The organism is Amycolatopsis sp. NPDC028719 (assembly GCF_055565395.1).
The window spans coordinates 184,368-199,730 of sequence record NZ_JBVHUL010000010.1 but is presented as its reverse complement, the minus strand read 5'-3'; the positions used below and the strand labels follow the sequence as shown (position 1 = coordinate 199,730).

Here is a 15,363-nt window from a genome sequence, read left to right as displayed (position 1 = left end):
ACTCCCTCGTCACTCGAACAGACGAAAGGACCCTAGCCCCGCCCACCGACAAGCGCCCACATATTGGGAGAAAACCGCTCGCATTCCCAAACTTCGGAATGAGTTCCCACCAAACGGGGTAGGGTCGCCAGGTGCACGTGACCGCGGTGACCCCGCTGGCCGCCGATAGCGGACCCCCGATCTTCCAGTGGAAGTGGGTCGACCGCAACGCGGACGACATCGTCCAGCGCCTCGGCGAACACATCTCGCTGACCGCCGCCGCACTCGGCGTCGGGCTGGTCGTTTCGATCGCGCTCGCGGTGCTCTCGCTGCGGTACCGCTGGTCCTACCCGGTCATCCTGGGCACGGCCGGCGCGCTCTACGTGATCCCGAGCCTCGGCGCCTTCGCCGTGCTGGTGCCGTTCTTCGGGCTGACGTTCCTGACCGCGATGATCCCGCTCGCGACGTACACGCTGCTCATCCTGGTGCGCAACATCGTCACCGGCGTCGACCAGGTGCCGAACGAAGTCCGCGAGGCCGCGGTCGGCATGGGGTACACGCGCGGCCGGCTGCTCTGGCAGATCGAGCTGCCGCTCGCGCTGCCGGTGGTGATCGCCGGGCTGCGCGTCGCCGCGGTGACGACGATCGGGCTGGTCACGGTGACGTCGATGCTCGGTCTCGGCGGCTTGGGCTACTTCATCCGCGCGGGCATCCAGACGGCGACGCCCAACCCGACGGAGATCATCGTCGGCGTGGTGCTGTCGGTGGTCCTGGCGGTGGTCGTGGATCTCCTGTTGTGGCTCAGCGAGCGCCTGCTGGCGCCGTGGTCGCGGAAGGTGCGGGCCCGATGAGCTTCCTCGACCAGCTGAACGCGTGGCTCGCGGACCCGAACCGCTGGAGCTGGACGGACAAGGCCGGCATCCCGTACCGGACGGTGGAGCACCTTCGGTTTTCGTTGCTGGCGCTGGTGATCGCGGCGGTCCTGACGATCCCGGCGGCGCTGTGGCTGGCCCACTACCGCAAGGGCGCGTTCCTCGCGAGCAGCGCGGTGAACATCGGCCGTGCGATCCCCAGCTTCGGCCTGATCATCCTGTTCTGGTTCCTGGCCAGCCGCTGGGAGGTCGACACGACGTTCTGGCCGTTGCTGCTCGCGCTCGTCGCGCTCGCGATGCCCCCGTTGTTCACGAACACGTACGCGGGTGTGGTGTCCCTGGAACAGGAGACAGTCGACGCGGCTCGCGGCACGGGTTACCGCGAGTGGCAGATCATGCTGCGCGTCGAGCTGCCCCTGGCGTCACCGGTGCTCCTGGCGGGCGCGCGGGTGGCGTTCCTCCAGCTGATCGCGACGGTCGCGATCGGCGCGATCGTCAACGACGGCGGCGGCCTCGGCCGCTACATCGTCGATGGCTTCGCGCTGGGGGCGTCGGGCTACGGCGAGATCTTCGCGGGCGGCCTGGCGGCGGTGGTCCTGGCGCTGGCGTGCGACGGCCTGTTCGCACTGATCACCCGGTTGGCCACGCCCCGGGGTCTGGCCCTGCAGAACGCCCGGCGCGAGTCATAGGGGCATCGCGCTAGAAGGCACCGAGCAGGATCAGCACGCCCAGCGCGATCAGCACCGCGGGCAGCACTACGTGCCCCCACCGCGCGAGCACCCGTGCGACACCCGGCCGCGTCGCGAGAAACCGCCCGGCGACGCACCACACGGCGACGCCCGCGAGGAAGACCACGGTGTAGCCGGCAAGTCCGGCGGGCCCGGTCGCGGCGAAGGCGGGCACGTAGACACCGACGTTGTCGCCACCGTTGGCGAAGCACACGACGGCGATCCCGAGCACCCCGGCCGCCGGCGCGGGTTCGTCGTCCTCCCTGCGCCACGCCTGCCAAGCGGCACGCACTCCGAGCAGCAAGGGCAGCACGCCCAGCCAGCGAACGGCGCCGTCCGGCAGCAATCCGGCCCCCAGCGCCCCGCCGATCGACGCGGCGAGGATCGCGGCGAACCCGAGGAACTGCCCGGTCACGACCTTGACGGCGCCCCACCGCCCGGCGGCCTGGGCGAAGAAGACGGCGAGCAGCACGAGGTCGTCGACGTTGGTCACGGCGAACATCACCGCGGCCCGCCCCACCAGCCCCAGGTCCACGCTCACTACCGCGTCGACGGGCCGGCGAGCGAGCCCTCCCGGCAAGCCTCGATCAGCCGCTCGATCTCCGGCCCGAGCGGACGGTCTTCGTCCACCGGCGGCACCACCGACCGCACCCATTCGTAAGCGGCGGCCAAGCCCGCGACGCCGCCCGAAGCCAGGTATCGCGCCTGCGACCCGGTGATCAGCTCGCACGCCGTGATCGCGAACAAGTGCGTCGCGGCCGTCCGAAGCTGTTCCCCCGCCGCCCACGCAAACGCTTGCACGTCCTCCTGACCAGCCGAGGTATCAAGAGAACCGAGCGTCGCGGGCGCCGCGAGGCGGCGCAACGCGTGCAGCTCGCCGACCGCTCGCTTGTGCAGGGGCACCAAGCCGGCCCGCGGCCCGGGATCCGTCGTGAGCTGCGCCGGAAGCCCGCTGAAGCGCTCGTCGAGCAGCCGGTGCGTGCGCTGCACCGAAATCTCGCCGAGGTGGACCAGCGCCGCCGTCACCGCGTCCATCCGCAGGCCGAGGTCGACCGCGTGGTACGCCGTCCCCGGGATGAACTCCCCGTCGACGAAGGACGGCGAGTCCCCCGGCATCGTCCCCCAGCGCCGGCGGGTCTCGGCCAGCTCGTCGTTGACGCGGGACGCGTGGGCCAGCGCGCGCGGCGCGACCCGCACCGACAGCGGTGCCTGCACGACCGCCGAGCGCACCGGACCGGCACCCACCATCCCGGTCAGGGCCTGCAACAGCCGCCGCAGGTGGTCGTCGCCGCCCGCCATGACCGGGGAGAACACCTCGCGCGGCGCGCCGAGGACGTCGATCGCCATCGCCTCGGTGAGCGTCTGCAGCTGGATGAGCTGCCGCGCCTCGGCCCAGCCCCGGTGCGCGTGCATCACGGCCAGCGGAGAACCCTGAAGCAGCGAAGCACCTTCCTTGGGCCCCAACACGTACGGCGCCACGCCACGCTTGGCGAGCGCGTCCTCAGCGGGGGTCTCGACGCCGTCTTCGAGGACCGTGCCGATGCCGAGGAACGTCTGGAAGGCGTGCGCCAGCGGGATGATCTCGCCCGAACTGCCGAGGCCGCCGCGCGGGACAGCGGGCGTGAAGCCGTCGTTCAGGCGGTCCACGAGGAACTGCACCAGCTCCGCGCTCACCCCCGACCACGGCTGCAGGAAGTCGCGCAGCCGCGCGACGAGCAGCGCGCGGACGTCCTCGGGCGGCAGCCACGGCGGCCCGCCGACAGCGCGGCCGATCAGCAGGTTGCGCTGGTGGTCCGCCTGCTGCCGCGCGTCGAGCGCGACGCCCGCCAGCCGGCCCATCCCGGTGGTGACGCCGTAGACGGGCTTTTCGCGGCTTCCGAGCGCCGTCAAGAGCGCCTCCCGGCGCTGCCGCAGCGTCTCTACCAGCGGTTTGTCCAGAACCAGCCGTTCACCGTCGGCGAACTCGCTTCCGTCGACGATCATCGGTACGGCAGCATGGTGCCGACGCCGGAAGCCTCGGCACGGGCCAGGATCATGTCCGCCACCGCTACGTCCGTTGTGGACAGTCCGCGGTGCCAGAACAGGATCCGCTCGGCGTCGTGCTCGCGGCCCGGCTTCTTCCCGGCCACGATGTCGCCGATCTCGGCGTGGACCCCGTCCGCGGTGAGGAGGCCGGCGTTGAGCTGCGGGCGCAGGGCGCCGAACCGCGGGTCGCCGGACCGCGATTCGCGCCAGTCGTCGACGACGACCTTGTCGATGTCGTCGAGCAGCGTGAGCTCGAGCGCGCTGATCGTGCCGTAGGGCACCAGGAAGGTGCCCGGCCGGAGGAACTCGCGCCGCACCAGCGGCTCGGGTTCGACCAGCCGGGAGGCCTCGACCTGGATGTCCGCGCCGTCCAGGGTCTCCTCGGCCGTGGCGCAGACGCGGACGTCCTTGCCGAGCCGCTCGGAGAGCCGGCGGCCGAAGTCCTCACGGGACTCCGGGCGCTTGCTGGTCACCCGGATCTCGGCGAAGTCGAACAGCGAGTCGAGGAGGACGACGTTCCACCAGGCGGTACCGCGGGCACCGATGTGCCCGAGCACCCGGGAGTCCGGGCGCGCCAGGTACTTCGCGCCGACGGCGGTCATCGCGCCGGTGCGGGCCTCGGTGATCATCGTGCCGTCGACAATGGCCCGCGGCATGCCCGTGTCCGGGTCGAGCAGCAGGATCAACGCCATTTCGGAAGGGAGGCCCCGTTCGAAGTTCCCCACGAAGTCACCGACGACCTTCACGCCACTGACCTGCTTCGAGGACAGGTGGCCGCGAAGGATGTTGAAGTGGCCCTTGCCGCCGTTGTCCGGCACGAGGTGCGTCCGCGGTTCGAAGACGACCTGGCCGCGGCCGTGGTCGGCGAGCACGTCCTCGACCGCGCCGACGATGTCCGCGTCCGTGACGCCGAGCGAGTCGATGTCGGCACCGGTCAGGTACCGGAGCCAGACGGACGTCACTTGGCGAGGTCCTCGATGACCTCGGCACCGGGCAGCGAGGCCAGCGCGGCGCCGGAGATCAGCAGCTTGCTGCCGCGGATCCCGCTGCCGATGACGAGCTCGGGAGCGTCGGCGACCCGCTGGTCGATCAGGATGGGCCAGTCGGCGGGCAGGCCGACGGGCGTGATGCCGCCGTACTCCATCCCGGTCAGGGTGACGGCTTCGTCCATCGGCGCGAACGACGCCTTGCGGACGTCGAGGCGGCGCTTGATCACGCCGTTGACGTCGGCGCGGGTCGTCGCGAGCACGAGCGCGGCCGCGAAGCGGACTTCGCCCGCGCGCTTGCCGGCGACGACGACGCAGTTCGCGGACGCTTCGAGCGGCGAACCGTAGGTCTCGCAGAAGGCGGCGGTGTCGGCCAGCGCCGGGTCGATCTCGGCGACGCCGACGGCGTCCGGATCGGCGAGCGCGGCGAGCGCCTTGGCGACGGGATCGGCGAGCAGGTCGGTACGCGTGGGGGCGGGAACCACGGTGAGGCTCCCGGCGATGGTCCAGGTCACGCTGCCAGCGTAACTACCAGTTCGAGCCGCCGCGCTGGACCTCGATCAGCTTGGGGCGGACGTCCACGATGTAGACCAGGGCCGCGGCCATGGCCGGCACCCAGAAGATCATCCCCGGGCCCATCACGCTGAACAACGCCATCGCGAGCGTCGCGCCGCCGGTGATGAGCATCCAGACGGGCTTGGTCTTGCGGTCGGCCGCGGAATAGGCGTCGGCGCGCTGCAGGAGCGCGTGCACGAACGCGAAGAGCCCGACCAGCGCGCTGCCCCAGTGGACTACTTCGAGGATCCAGATGGCAACCAGCACAGCGACAGCTTACGGCAAACCGCCCGAACGACCCCGGCCCCGCCACCGGGATGCGGTGGCGGGGCCGGGTGTTCACGGCGTTTTTACCCATCCGGCCAAAGCAGGCCGCGCCCACGCGGCACGTGACCGTTGCCACGAAGCCGTTCGGCCGTGGCGGTGGTCGGATCGGTCACGATCAGCCGAGTTACTTGTCGGTCTTCGGCGCGGCCGGCTTCTTCGCGGCGGCGCTGGTGGTGGTCGTGCCGCCGGTGGTGCGACGGGCCGGAGCGGCCGTCTTCGGGGCCGTCTTGTTCGCGACCTTGCGGCTCGCGGAGCGGGTCTCGTGGGCGACGTCGTCACCCAGCTCCTCGATGGCGTCGGCGGCGTCGCCGGCGACGTCGGTCACCTTGCGAGCGGTCTTCTCGCCGACCGAGCGGGTGCGCTTGGTGAAGGTGCCCAGCACGCCGTCGACGCGCTCGCGGACCTCGGTGGTGACGCCCTCGACCTGGCCCTGCGCGGTGGTCAGGGCCTCCTCGAGCTGCTCGATGGCCTTCTTGACCTGCGGCTGGGTCGAGAACTTGTCCCACGCCTGCTCGCCCGACTCGGCCAGCTTGTTGTACAGCTTGAGCGCGGCCTCGGTGTACTCGTCGATGACCTTGCGCAGCTCGGCCGGGTCCAGCTTCTCGCGGAGGCTCTCGACGTCGGTCGGCAGCTCCTGCAGGTTCTTGCGGGCGGTCTCGCTGCCCTTGGTCACGTTCTCCTTGGCCTTCGCCACGGCGTCGGTGACGGCCTGGCCGGCCAGGTTGCCGGCGCCGAGCGCGGCGAGCAGCGGGGTGCGGACCTGGTCGAGGGCGCTGGTCACGGCCTTCTTGACGTCTTCGGTGGTCTTGGGGGTCGTCATGCTGACTCCTTGGTGTCTGCGGCTGGTGTGCTGTCTGGGGTGTCTGCGGCGGGAGACGACCCGGCGGCCGGCCGTGCCGCGGCGTTCTCCCGGCGGAAGGACTCGTAGACGTCGAGCAGGACCTGCTTCTGCCGTTCGGTCAGCTCGGCGTCGGCGCGAATCGCGTCGCCCACCGGACCACCCGTCGGCAGATCGAGGATCCCGGCCTGCACGTACAGCGCTTCGGCTGAAATGCGCAGTCCCTTGGCGATCTGCTGCAGGATCTCGGCGCTGGGCTTGCGCACCCCGCGCTCGATCTGGCTCAGGTACGGGTTGGACACGCCGGCGAGCTTCGACAGCTGGCGCAACGAGATCTTCGCGGTGTTGCGCTGCTGGCGGATGTACTCGCCGATGTCGGAAGCGATGTCCGCGACCTTCTCCATGGGACCGCCGGATCCTGGCGTCCCACCGGTTTCTGCCATCCGGTCACCTCCTCGCGACACTTTCGACGGTACGCGCGAGTGCTAGCTATTGCAAGCACTCTGCTTGCAACAAACGGGCGTGACGCCCCTCACCCGCTAACGTGGGCCTATGACGCGCTCGGCCCGGCTGCGGCGGCGCCTCGTCGAGCACCTGCTCGACGAGGACGTCCTGCACGCCCCGGAATGGATCGCCGCCTTCCGCGCGGTACCGCGCCACGTCTTCCTGCCGCGGTTCTTCACGCCGGCGGGCGGGCTGTGGGCGGCGGTCGACCGGGAGGATCCCGGCTGGCTGGAGGCCGTCTACTCGCGCGACGTGCTGGTCACGCAGCTGGACGACGACCCGGACCGCTGGGAGCTCGCCCGGCGCACCGGGCCGGTGGCGGGGACGCCGACGAGCTCGTCGAGCATGCCGTCGATCATGGCGATCATGCTCGAGGAGCTGCGGGTGCGGGACGGGCAGCGCGTGCTCGAGATCGGCACCGGCACCGGCTACAACGCCGCGCTGCTGAGCCACCGCTGCGGCGCCGGCCAGGTGTCCACGGTGGACATCGACCCGGTGCTCGTCGGCGCGGCGCGCGAACGGCTGGCCGCGGCGGGCTACCGGCCGGCGTGCGAGGTGGGCGACGGCGCGCTCGGCTTCCCGGCCGGCACGCTGTTCGACCGGGTGCTGTGCACCGCTTCGGTCTCCTCGATCCCGCCCGCGTGGCTGGCGCAGACGGTGCCGGGCGGGCTGATCGTGACGACGCTGAACCGGCCGATCGGCGCCGGGCTGATCCGGCTGGTCGCCGGCGAGGACGGCACCGGGCAGGGCCACGTCCTCGCGCGCGACGGCCGTTTCATGCCGCTTCGCGCGCACCGGCCGGCGCAGGTCGACCCGCTGCCGATGCCGTCGCGGGACGACTGGGAGCAGACGCGGCTGCCGATGTCGTCGGTGATCCAGCCGCGCAAGCAGTTCGAGTTCTTCGCCGGGCTGGCGATGCCGGGCGTCCGGCCGGTGCGCGACCAGGACGGCACGGACCCGCACGCGACGGGCGGGCCGGGCGACCGCGGGCTCGCGCTCGTCCACCCGGACGGCTCGTGGGTCCGGCACCGCAAGCGTGCCGGCGCGGACGAGGTGGCCCAGGGCGGCCCGCGAGCGCTGTGGGAGCTGGCCGAGGCGGCGTACGTCGAGTGGTGCGAACTGGGCAAGCCGGACCGCGACCGCTTCGGGGTGACGGTCACCGCGGACCGCCAGGAGTTCTGGCTCGACGAACCGGGCGGCCGGACCTGGCCCCTCGCCGGACCGTAGCTTTCACGGGAAAGCTACGGCAGCCGCGCGCGAATCCACTTCTCGACGTGGTCGGCCGTCGCCTCGGCCGAGGCCTCCGTCGTGTCGAAGAGGTCGACACCCAGTTCCGCCGCCGACTTCTGCAGCCAGTCGTTGAACTCCAGCATCTCCTCGATGCGCGGCTCGTCCCACTCCCGCCATCCCGGGCGGGCCCGCAGCCGGCGGCCGAGCGCCTCCGGCGTCCCGACCAGGGCGAGGTAGTGGATCTCGCTGAAGAACGCGCGCTCCGGCAGCGGCTCGAACTCCGGGGGCGCGACCGTGCCGCACAGCACGACCGGGCGGCCGTTCTGGTGCAGCATCGCCGCCATCCGCAGCCACACCGCGCGGAACGCCGCGACGTCGTCGCGGAGGGCTCCCGTCCAGAGGACGTCCTGCTCCAGCACCACGACCTCGCCGCCGAACCGGGCCTCCAGGAGGGGGCCGAGCGTCGACTTGCCCGCACCGCTCGGGCCGGTCAGCGCGAACAACGGCAGCCGCCGGAACGGCCACCGGTGTCCGCACCGGACGCACTCCAGTTCCGCCCCGGCGGCGACCGGGCGGTCTGCCCGGTCGCCGCACGACGGACAGATCCGCAGGTCGAGACCCACCTCAGTCGAAGAGGTTCTCGAGGAAGCCGCGCTTGCGGTGGCCGTGCCCGTACGGCTTCGGTGAATCCGAGTAGCCGCCGCCGCGGTAGCCCTTCGGCGAATCCGCGTAGCCGCCTCCCCGGTAGCCCTTGGGCGAGTCCGGATAGCCACCGCGGTAGGGCCGCGGCGAATCGGGACGGCCGTGGCCACCACCCTGGTAGGGCGGTGGCTGGTGGCCGTAGAACGAACTCTCCGCACCGGAGATCGCTTCGAGCTCACCGCGGTCCAGGAAGATCCCGCGGCAGCCCTCGCACTGGTCGATGTGGACGCCGTTCTTGTCCACGGTCCGCATCTGGTTCTGACACTTCGGACAAATCACACATCAGAGCCTACGCATAAACGCGTCAGCAGGCGCAGAGGCAGAACGGGTGGCCCACTGGATCGGCGTAGACGCGGAACGTCTTCGGCTGGTCGTCCAGCAGTTTCGCGCCCAGGCCGAGCACGCGCTCGTGCGCCGCTTCCAGGTCCGTGACGTTGAGGTCCAGGTGCAGCTGCTGGGGGTTCTCCGCGGACGGCCACGCCGGCGGCCGGTAGTCGGGCACCCGCTGGAAGGCGATGCCCGCGCCGCCGGCGGGGTTGGCCAGCGTGACCCAGTGGCCGTCGTCGGCGACCTCGGGCGCGTCCCACTCCAGCACCGCCCGGTAGAACCCGGCCAGTGCCACCGGGTCGGGGCAGTCGAGCGCCACCACACCCAGCGTCGGTACCGCACTCATCGTCGCTCCTTTCGCTTGCCGGTAACCAGTGAAGGCATTATGTGGGTTAGCGCACGCGGGGGCAACCACCGACCGCCGTACACTGGGTTCGTGCACACCGACGCATCCCTCGTCGTGGAGTTCCTCAACACCGTCAACGTCGAAGAGGGCACTGACCTGCTCGAAGATCCCGGGCAGTGGCGAGGGTGGGCGGCGGCGCGGGCGTTGATCCCCAATCCGGCCGCCGAGGCCCGCGCGGCGCGAGACGCCCTGCGCGCCGCGATCGGGGACCCGCGGCTGCCCGGCGGGAGCCTCGACGTCGGCACGCGAATCTCCCTCACGGACGAGGGCCCGGCGCTCATGGCGGACGACGTGGTGGGAGCGGTGTTCGCGGCGTGCGCGCGGCTGGTCGTGCGCGGCGACTGGATCCGGCTGAAGATCTGCCCGGCGGACACGTGCCTGTGGGCGTTCTACGACGAGTCCCGCAACCGCTCGCGCACGTGGTGCTCGATGCGGGTGTGCGGGAACCGCGAGAAGGCGCGCGGCTGGCGAGCCCGGGCGGCGGAGACCGCGGCGGGCTGAGGCCGAACCGGACGACACGCGCACCCAGCTTGCCGACTCCCGCCCCCAGCCGGACGACACGCCGACTCGAGCCAGACTTGCCGTGTCGTCCGCCCAAGTACGCGAGTCGTCCGTCCAGGCACACGCGTCGTCCGTCCAGACACGCGGGGGCGGACCCGGCCGGCGGGCCGGGCGGCCTGGTCGGGGGCGGCCGGCGGGCAGGTCGAACGGTCTTGAATGAGTCATTCAGGACCTCAGACGCGCTGAATGAGTCCTTCAGGGCAACGCACGCCGGCTCTCATCCGAGCGGCGGACCCTCGAAAGCCTGTGGACAACCCCACGACCCAGCACCACATATCCACGCCTCCACCGGCCTCACCCCCACACGTTGTGGACAGCCATTAGGCCATCACCGTGAAAACCTGTGGATAACCCCGGGGATAACTCAGCTTCCTGTGGACAACTGGTTTGAAGCTCCCCCAGGTGTGGTATACGGCCAAGCTCGTCAGAACAGCAGCTCCGCGACCGCGTAGATGACGAGCCCGGCCAGCGCACCCACGACCGTGCCGTTGATGCGGATGAACTGCAGGTCCCGGCCCACCTGGAGCTCGATCTTGCGCGACGTCTCCTCGGCGTCCCAGCGCTCGACCGTGTCCGTGATGATCGTCGTGATCTCGCGCGAGTAGTTCTTCACCAGGTACGCCGCCGCGCCCTCGACCCAGCCGTCGGCCTTCGAGCGCAGCTGGTCGTCGGACACCAGCCGCCCGCCCAGCGACGTCAGTCCCAGGCGGACGCGCCTGCGCAGCTCGCTCGACGGGTCCTCCGCCGCCGTCAGCAGCATCTCCTTCGCCGTGCTCCACGCCGAGCCGATCAGCCGCTGGACCTCCTCGTGGTTCACGATCTGGCCCTTCACCTGCTCGGCGCGGGCCATCACGTCGGGGTCGGTCTGCAGGTCCTGGGCGAACTCGCCGAGGAACTTGTCCAGCGCCAGCCGCATCGGGTGGTTGACGTCGGTCTTCACCGCCCACGCGAACGACAGCACCTCGCCGTAGACCTTGTCCGCGAGCATCTCGTCGACGAACTTCGGCGACCAGCTCGGCGCGCGGTCGGACACCACGCGCAGCATCGTCGTGTGGTTGTCGCGGACCCACTCGTAGCCGCGGTCGCACATCAGGTCCACGAGCTTGTGGTGCGCGCCGTCGGCGAACACGCCCTGCAGGATCTTGCCCAGCGGCGGGCCCCACGGCTTGTCGATGATCCGCCGCGCGACGGCCTGCTCCATGATCGCCTGGACGTCCTCGTCGCGGAGGACGCGGACCGCGGCCCGGACCACCGTGGCCAGCTCGGACGTCACGCGCTCGGCGTTGTCCTCCTGGGCCAGCCACGCACCCAGGCGGCGAGCGATCTCGACGCGCTTCAGCTTGTCGCGGACGACTTCCTCGGACAGGAAGTTCGACCCGACGAAGTCGCCGAGGCTGCTGCCCAGCGCGTCCTTCTTGTTCGGGATGATCGCCGTGTGCGGGATCTTCAGCCCGAGCGGGTGGCGGAAGAGCGCCGTGACGGCGAACCAGTCGGCGAGCGCGCCGACCATGCCGGCTTCGGCCGCGGCGCGCACGTAGCCGACCCAGCCCGGCCAGCCGCTCGACTGCGCCCAGCTCGTCAGCAGGAAAACGATGGTGGCGCCGATCAGGAACGACAGCGCGACGAGCTTCATCTTGCGCAGCGCGCGCCGCTTTTCCTCTTCACCGGCGGCGCCGCCCGGCGGGTCGGCGGGCGTCACCTTGGCGGGGGTCAGTTGCTCCACCCTGCCATTGTCCGTGAGGATGGCTGATCGTGCGCGAACCTGCTCTCGTCCCCCGCCTCCGGCCGTTCACCTCGACCATCTTCGCGGAGATGACCGCGCTCGCCGTCCGGCACGACGCGGTCAACCTCGGCCAGGGCTTCCCGGACACCGACGGCCCGGCCGGCATGCTCGAAGCGGCCAAGAACGCGCTGTTCGGCGGGGCCAACCAGTACCCGCCCGGGCCCGGGCGGCCCGAGCTGCGCGCGGCGATCGCGCGGCACCGGCTGCGCTACGGCACCGAGTACGACCCGGACACGGAGATCCTGGTCACCGCGGGCGCGACCGAGGCCATCACCGCAACGCTGATCGCGCTGACCGAGCCCGGCGACGAGGTCATCGTCATCGAGCCCTACTACGACTCCTACGCCGCCGCGGTCGCGATGGCGGGCGCCGAACGCAAGGTCGTCGGGCTGGTCGAGGGCGAAGACGGGCGGTTCGGCCTCGACGTCGACGGGCTGCGCGCCGCCGTCACGCCGCGGACCCGGGCGATCCTGGTCAACTCGCCGCACAACCCGACCGGCACCGTGTTCACCCGCGCCGAGCTCGAGGCGCTCGCCGCGCTCTGCGTCGAGCACGACCTGATCGCGATCTGCGACGAGGTCTACGAGCACCTGGTCTTCGATGACGCGGAGCACATCCCGCTGGTCACGCTGCCCGGCATGCGCCCGCGGACGGTGAGCATCTCGAGCGCTGGGAAGACCTTCAACTGCACCGGCTGGAAGATCGGCTGGGTCTGCTCGACGCCGGAGCTGGTCGCGGCGGCGAAGGCGGCGAAGCAGTTCATCACCTTCGTGTCCGGCGGGCCGCTGCAGCCGGCCGTCGCGCACGCACTCGACCACGAGCTGCCCTGGGTCGACGGCCTGCGGTCCAGCCTGCAGGAAAAGCGCGACCGGCTTTCGGCCGGGCTCGCGGACGCCGGGTTCACGGTGCGGCCGACGGCCGGCACGTACTTCGTCTGCGTCGACGTGCGGCCGCTGGGCTTCACCGACGCCGCCGACCTCGCGTGGGAGCTGCCCGGGCGGGTCGGGGTCGCGGCGGTGCCCGTCAAGGTGTTCACCGATCACCCGGACGAGTGGAAACACCTCCTGCGTTTCGCGTTCTGCAAGCGCAACGACGTCATCGACGAGGGCATCACCCGATTGCGCAAACTGGTCTGACGACCGCGCCGGCAAGGCGGAAACTTTCCGGCGGTGAATTCGGGGGTGAAATGCCGACGCGCCGCGCGGGCCCGGGGCCGGGTGCGCCGGCGACCGCCGCGGCACCGGCCGGCGGGGTCGTCCGGTTGCCGCAGCCGGGTGTCACGCTCCGCGATCATGAAGGCACTTTCGCGTCTGCGGCGCCGCCTGGCGAGCGCGGTCCGGACCAGCGGGCGCGCGGGCGTCGACGATCACGGACCGGAGTGGTCCGAGCGGCGCGGATGCGGGCCGGCGGACCACTGTGGACCCCTTCGGCGCAGCGCGCGTCCCGCTCTCCGGGCCGCGTGCCGATCGCCCGGCTGAAACGCTTGCCCGCGCACCGAAAGCCACTGTGTCGGCACCGAAAGCTATCGGGGTACGGGAAACATCAGGTCAACGTTCAAATGTGCAAGTTGCAGAACTGGTCCGAATGGCGGCCGGGAAGCACCCGAACGGCACTGACAGTGATCAACTCGTCGGCCGCAGATACCTTGCCCGGTAGGGCCGTTCCGGCTTACGGGCTGGATAGAACGCGGGAGAGATGAAAGACTCCCGAGCGGTGCTAGAAAGAGTGCAGCCCCGGGGGAACTGCGACCTGGCCGGAGAAAGACCCCAGCAAGAACAAGACTCGAGCGGACACCGTGAGAGTTTCAGGCGCGGACGGTGGTGGTGGCGGTGAGCAGCACGGCGAACGCGCGCCGCAGCGCTCCCGCGCAGCCTGCGCTCACAACGGGTGAAGTGCGCGGGGGTCCGGAAGCCGGCACCCGCCTCGGCGCCGGCTCGATTTCCGCAGGTCACCAGCTCGGGAAAGCACGCACGCCGCGGCCGTGGGCAGCCGCGCTGCAGCGGCCCGCCGCCAAGATCCTCGTCGCCGGGGGCCTGACCCTCGCCGGCTGGCTGCTCACCGGCGCGCTGTCCGGCAGCACCGCGAGCGCCGCCGAAACGGCGAGCTGCCCGGAGGCCCCGGCCGTCTCCACTGTGGACCATTCCGCCAAGCCCTTGGCCCACGGCAGGCACCACCGGAGCCACCGCGAAGACGCCAAGTGCGCGCGCCAGGCGGACGAAACCCAGGCCGGCCCGGCCACGACCGGCGAACCCGAGACGACGGCCGCGGACACCGAGGCCACCGCGCAGCAGTCCACGAAGGACACTCAGCCCGCCGAAGAACCGTCGACAGCACCGGCGACGGAACCGGCCGCGAAGGCGACTTCCTCGGGCGGCTTGCTCGGCGGCCTCGTCGACGGCGTCACCTCCGCGACCAAGCCGCTCACCGAGCCCGCGACCACCACCAAGGCAACTTCCTCCGGCGGCCTGCTCAACGGACTCGTCGGCACCGTCACCTCCGCGACCGAACCGCTGACCCAGCCCACGACGAAGGCGACCTCGTCCGGCGATCTGCTCGGCGGGCTCGTCGGCGGCGTCCTCAACGTCGTCGGCGGCACGCTGAACACGGTCACCACGACCGTCAGCGGAACGCTGGACACCGTCACCACCCTCACGGACACGCTGTCCCACACCGTCCTCGCGCCGCTCACGCAGGCGCCCGCGAACAACCCGGACGCGCCCGTCCTGCTCCCGCTCGACGACCTCCTCGACCCGATCCTGGGCGGCAGCTCGAACTCCGGCGGCGTCACGGTCACCGTGACCGGCGTCGTCAGCGACACCCTCACCCCGGTGACCACCGCCGCCGCCGGCACCGAAACCGCCCCCGCCGCGGCGGAAGCGGCAACGACTTCGCAGACCTCCCGGGTCGCGGTCGTGCACCTCGTCGAGGTGCAGCACACGCTGCCCGCCCAGCAGGAGCAGCCGCGAGACTCCGGTGTCCACGCTCGCAACGGCGGTGGCGGCGACAGCACTCCGGGCCTGCCCGGCGGCACCACCGCCCCGAGCGCGCCGGCACCGACCGCCGCTCCCGGCCACGACGGCCCCGGGGGCGTCCGCCACCCGTTCGCCGTCCACGCCGACGACGTCACCACCACCCAGCTGAAGCTCATCGGTGCCAGCCTCGACCACGACGTCGACGGCGCGGGCAGGGAAGCCGCCCTGCCCACCACCTCCCCCGACTGACCCCGGACCGGGCAGCCGGGGAGAACTGCGTCCAAAACAAGATCGACCAGACGCACGCGCACGCCGTTGAGGCGTGACGATTCCCCTGCTCCAGTACGCGATCCGTGACTCTTTCACGTCTCGTGACGCTCAACCGCGTCCGACGTACCCCAGGGGCGTAATCCCATGCGAAACCACAGTCTTTCCGACCGGCCGACCGCGCCCGGCCGGGTCGGATCCCGGTCCCGGGGGGGGGGGGGGGGGGGGGGGGGGGAGGGGGGAGGGAGGTGGGGGGGGGGGGGGGTGTCTGGCATCTCGTCCCCCGAACCCCTCAGAGAAC

17 protein-coding genes are annotated in these 15,363 nt (G+C 71.4%); 6 read left to right on the top strand and 11 right to left on the bottom strand.

Annotated elements, in window-relative coordinates:
- Positions 1–131: 131 nt before the first annotated feature.
- On the top strand, positions 132–830 hold the full coding sequence (locus ACZ4TR_RS37455) for an ABC transporter permease (protein ID WP_285482133.1): 699 nt from the start codon (positions 132–134) through the stop codon (positions 828–830).
- Positions 827–1,540, top strand: a complete 714-nt coding sequence (locus tag ACZ4TR_RS37450) for an ABC transporter permease (RefSeq protein WP_364522572.1) — start codon at positions 827–829, stop codon at positions 1,538–1,540. Before ACZ4TR_RS37455 ends, ACZ4TR_RS37450 begins: the two co-directional genes overlap by 4 nt.
- 10 nt (positions 1,541–1,550) lie before the next feature.
- Here ACZ4TR_RS37450 and ACZ4TR_RS37445 read toward each other — a convergent pair whose 3' ends face one another.
- The 7 genes from ACZ4TR_RS37445 to ACZ4TR_RS37415 all read right to left on the bottom strand — a co-directional run bounded on the left by ACZ4TR_RS37445 (position 1,551) and on the right by ACZ4TR_RS37415 (position 6,714).
- Positions 1,551–2,114 carry a cadmium resistance transporter gene (locus ACZ4TR_RS37445; RefSeq protein WP_465293108.1) on the bottom strand — a complete coding sequence of 188 codons (564 nt, stop codon included), beginning with the start codon at positions 2,112–2,114 and terminating at the stop codon, positions 1,551–1,553.
- A 5-nt stretch (positions 2,115–2,119) separates the two neighbouring features.
- A complete protein-coding gene (locus ACZ4TR_RS37440) occupies positions 2,120–3,562 on the bottom strand; it encodes an aromatic amino acid lyase (RefSeq protein WP_465292832.1) in 1,443 nt (480 codons plus the stop codon).
- A complete protein-coding gene (locus ACZ4TR_RS37435) occupies positions 3,559–4,566 on the bottom strand; it encodes an ornithine cyclodeaminase family protein (protein ID WP_465292830.1) in 1,008 nt (335 codons plus the stop codon). Before ACZ4TR_RS37435 ends, ACZ4TR_RS37440 begins: the two co-directional genes overlap by 4 nt.
- Positions 4,563–5,105 carry a YbaK/EbsC family protein gene (locus ACZ4TR_RS37430; RefSeq protein ID WP_465292829.1) on the bottom strand — a complete coding sequence of 181 codons (543 nt, stop codon included), beginning with the start codon at positions 5,103–5,105 and terminating at the stop codon, positions 4,563–4,565. The genes ACZ4TR_RS37435 and ACZ4TR_RS37430 overlap by 4 nt, the downstream gene beginning before the upstream one ends.
- Positions 5,106–5,118: 13 nt before the next feature.
- The gene (locus ACZ4TR_RS37425; protein ID WP_329052779.1) at positions 5,119–5,412 is read right to left on the bottom strand and encodes a DUF2516 family protein; all 294 of its coding nucleotides are present in this window, start codon (positions 5,410–5,412) and stop codon (positions 5,119–5,121) included.
- Between the two features lie 184 nt (positions 5,413–5,596).
- Positions 5,597–6,292: a hypothetical protein gene (locus ACZ4TR_RS37420; protein WP_465292827.1), complete on the bottom strand. Its 696-nt coding sequence runs from the start codon at positions 6,290–6,292 to the stop codon at positions 5,597–5,599.
- Positions 6,289–6,714, bottom strand: a complete 426-nt coding sequence (locus ACZ4TR_RS37415) for a helix-turn-helix domain-containing protein (protein ID WP_465292826.1) — start codon at positions 6,712–6,714, stop codon at positions 6,289–6,291. Before ACZ4TR_RS37415 ends, ACZ4TR_RS37420 begins: the two co-directional genes overlap by 4 nt.
- Before the next feature lie 148 nt (positions 6,715–6,862).
- Here ACZ4TR_RS37415 and ACZ4TR_RS37410 point away from each other — a divergent pair, with 148 nt between their 5' ends.
- On the top strand, positions 6,863–8,041 hold the full coding sequence (locus tag ACZ4TR_RS37410) for a methyltransferase domain-containing protein (RefSeq protein WP_465292825.1): 1,179 nt from the start codon (positions 6,863–6,865) through the stop codon (positions 8,039–8,041).
- A 14-nt stretch (positions 8,042–8,055) separates the two neighbouring features.
- Here ACZ4TR_RS37410 and ACZ4TR_RS37405 read toward each other — a convergent pair whose 3' ends face one another.
- The 3 genes from ACZ4TR_RS37405 to ACZ4TR_RS37395 are packed head-to-tail and all read right to left on the bottom strand — an operon-like array spanning position 8,056 to position 9,419.
- The gene (locus tag ACZ4TR_RS37405) at positions 8,056–8,667 is read right to left on the bottom strand and encodes an AAA family ATPase (RefSeq protein WP_465292823.1); all 612 of its coding nucleotides are present in this window, start codon (positions 8,665–8,667) and stop codon (positions 8,056–8,058) included.
- Position 8,668: 1 nt separating this feature from the next.
- Positions 8,669–9,022, bottom strand: coding sequence for a TFIIB-type zinc ribbon-containing protein (locus ACZ4TR_RS37400; protein WP_364522606.1), 354 nt, complete (start codon positions 9,020–9,022; stop codon positions 8,669–8,671).
- 28 nt (positions 9,023–9,050) lie between these two features.
- Positions 9,051–9,419, bottom strand: a complete 369-nt coding sequence (locus tag ACZ4TR_RS37395) for a VOC family protein (RefSeq protein ID WP_364522554.1) — start codon at positions 9,417–9,419, stop codon at positions 9,051–9,053.
- 90 nt (positions 9,420–9,509) lie between these two features.
- Here ACZ4TR_RS37395 and ACZ4TR_RS37390 point away from each other — a divergent pair, with 90 nt between their 5' ends.
- Positions 9,510–9,980 carry a CGNR zinc finger domain-containing protein gene (locus ACZ4TR_RS37390; protein ID WP_465292822.1) on the top strand — a complete coding sequence of 157 codons (471 nt, stop codon included), beginning with the start codon at positions 9,510–9,512 and terminating at the stop codon, positions 9,978–9,980.
- Positions 9,981–10,464: 484 nt separating this feature from the next.
- Here ACZ4TR_RS37390 and ACZ4TR_RS37385 read toward each other — a convergent pair whose 3' ends face one another.
- Positions 10,465–11,763, bottom strand: coding sequence for a DUF445 domain-containing protein (locus tag ACZ4TR_RS37385; protein ID WP_364522550.1), 1,299 nt, complete (start codon positions 11,761–11,763; stop codon positions 10,465–10,467).
- Between the two features lie 29 nt (positions 11,764–11,792).
- Between ACZ4TR_RS37385 and ACZ4TR_RS37380 the strand changes: the two genes are divergently transcribed.
- Complete coding sequence (locus tag ACZ4TR_RS37380) at positions 11,793–12,959, top strand: pyridoxal phosphate-dependent aminotransferase (RefSeq protein ID WP_465292820.1); 1,167 nt, start codon at positions 11,793–11,795, stop codon at positions 12,957–12,959.
- A 693-nt stretch (positions 12,960–13,652) separates the two neighbouring features.
- Positions 13,653–15,044, top strand: a complete 1,392-nt coding sequence (locus tag ACZ4TR_RS37375) for a hypothetical protein (RefSeq protein WP_465292818.1) — start codon at positions 13,653–13,655, stop codon at positions 15,042–15,044.
- Positions 15,045–15,363: the final 319 nt, after the last annotated feature.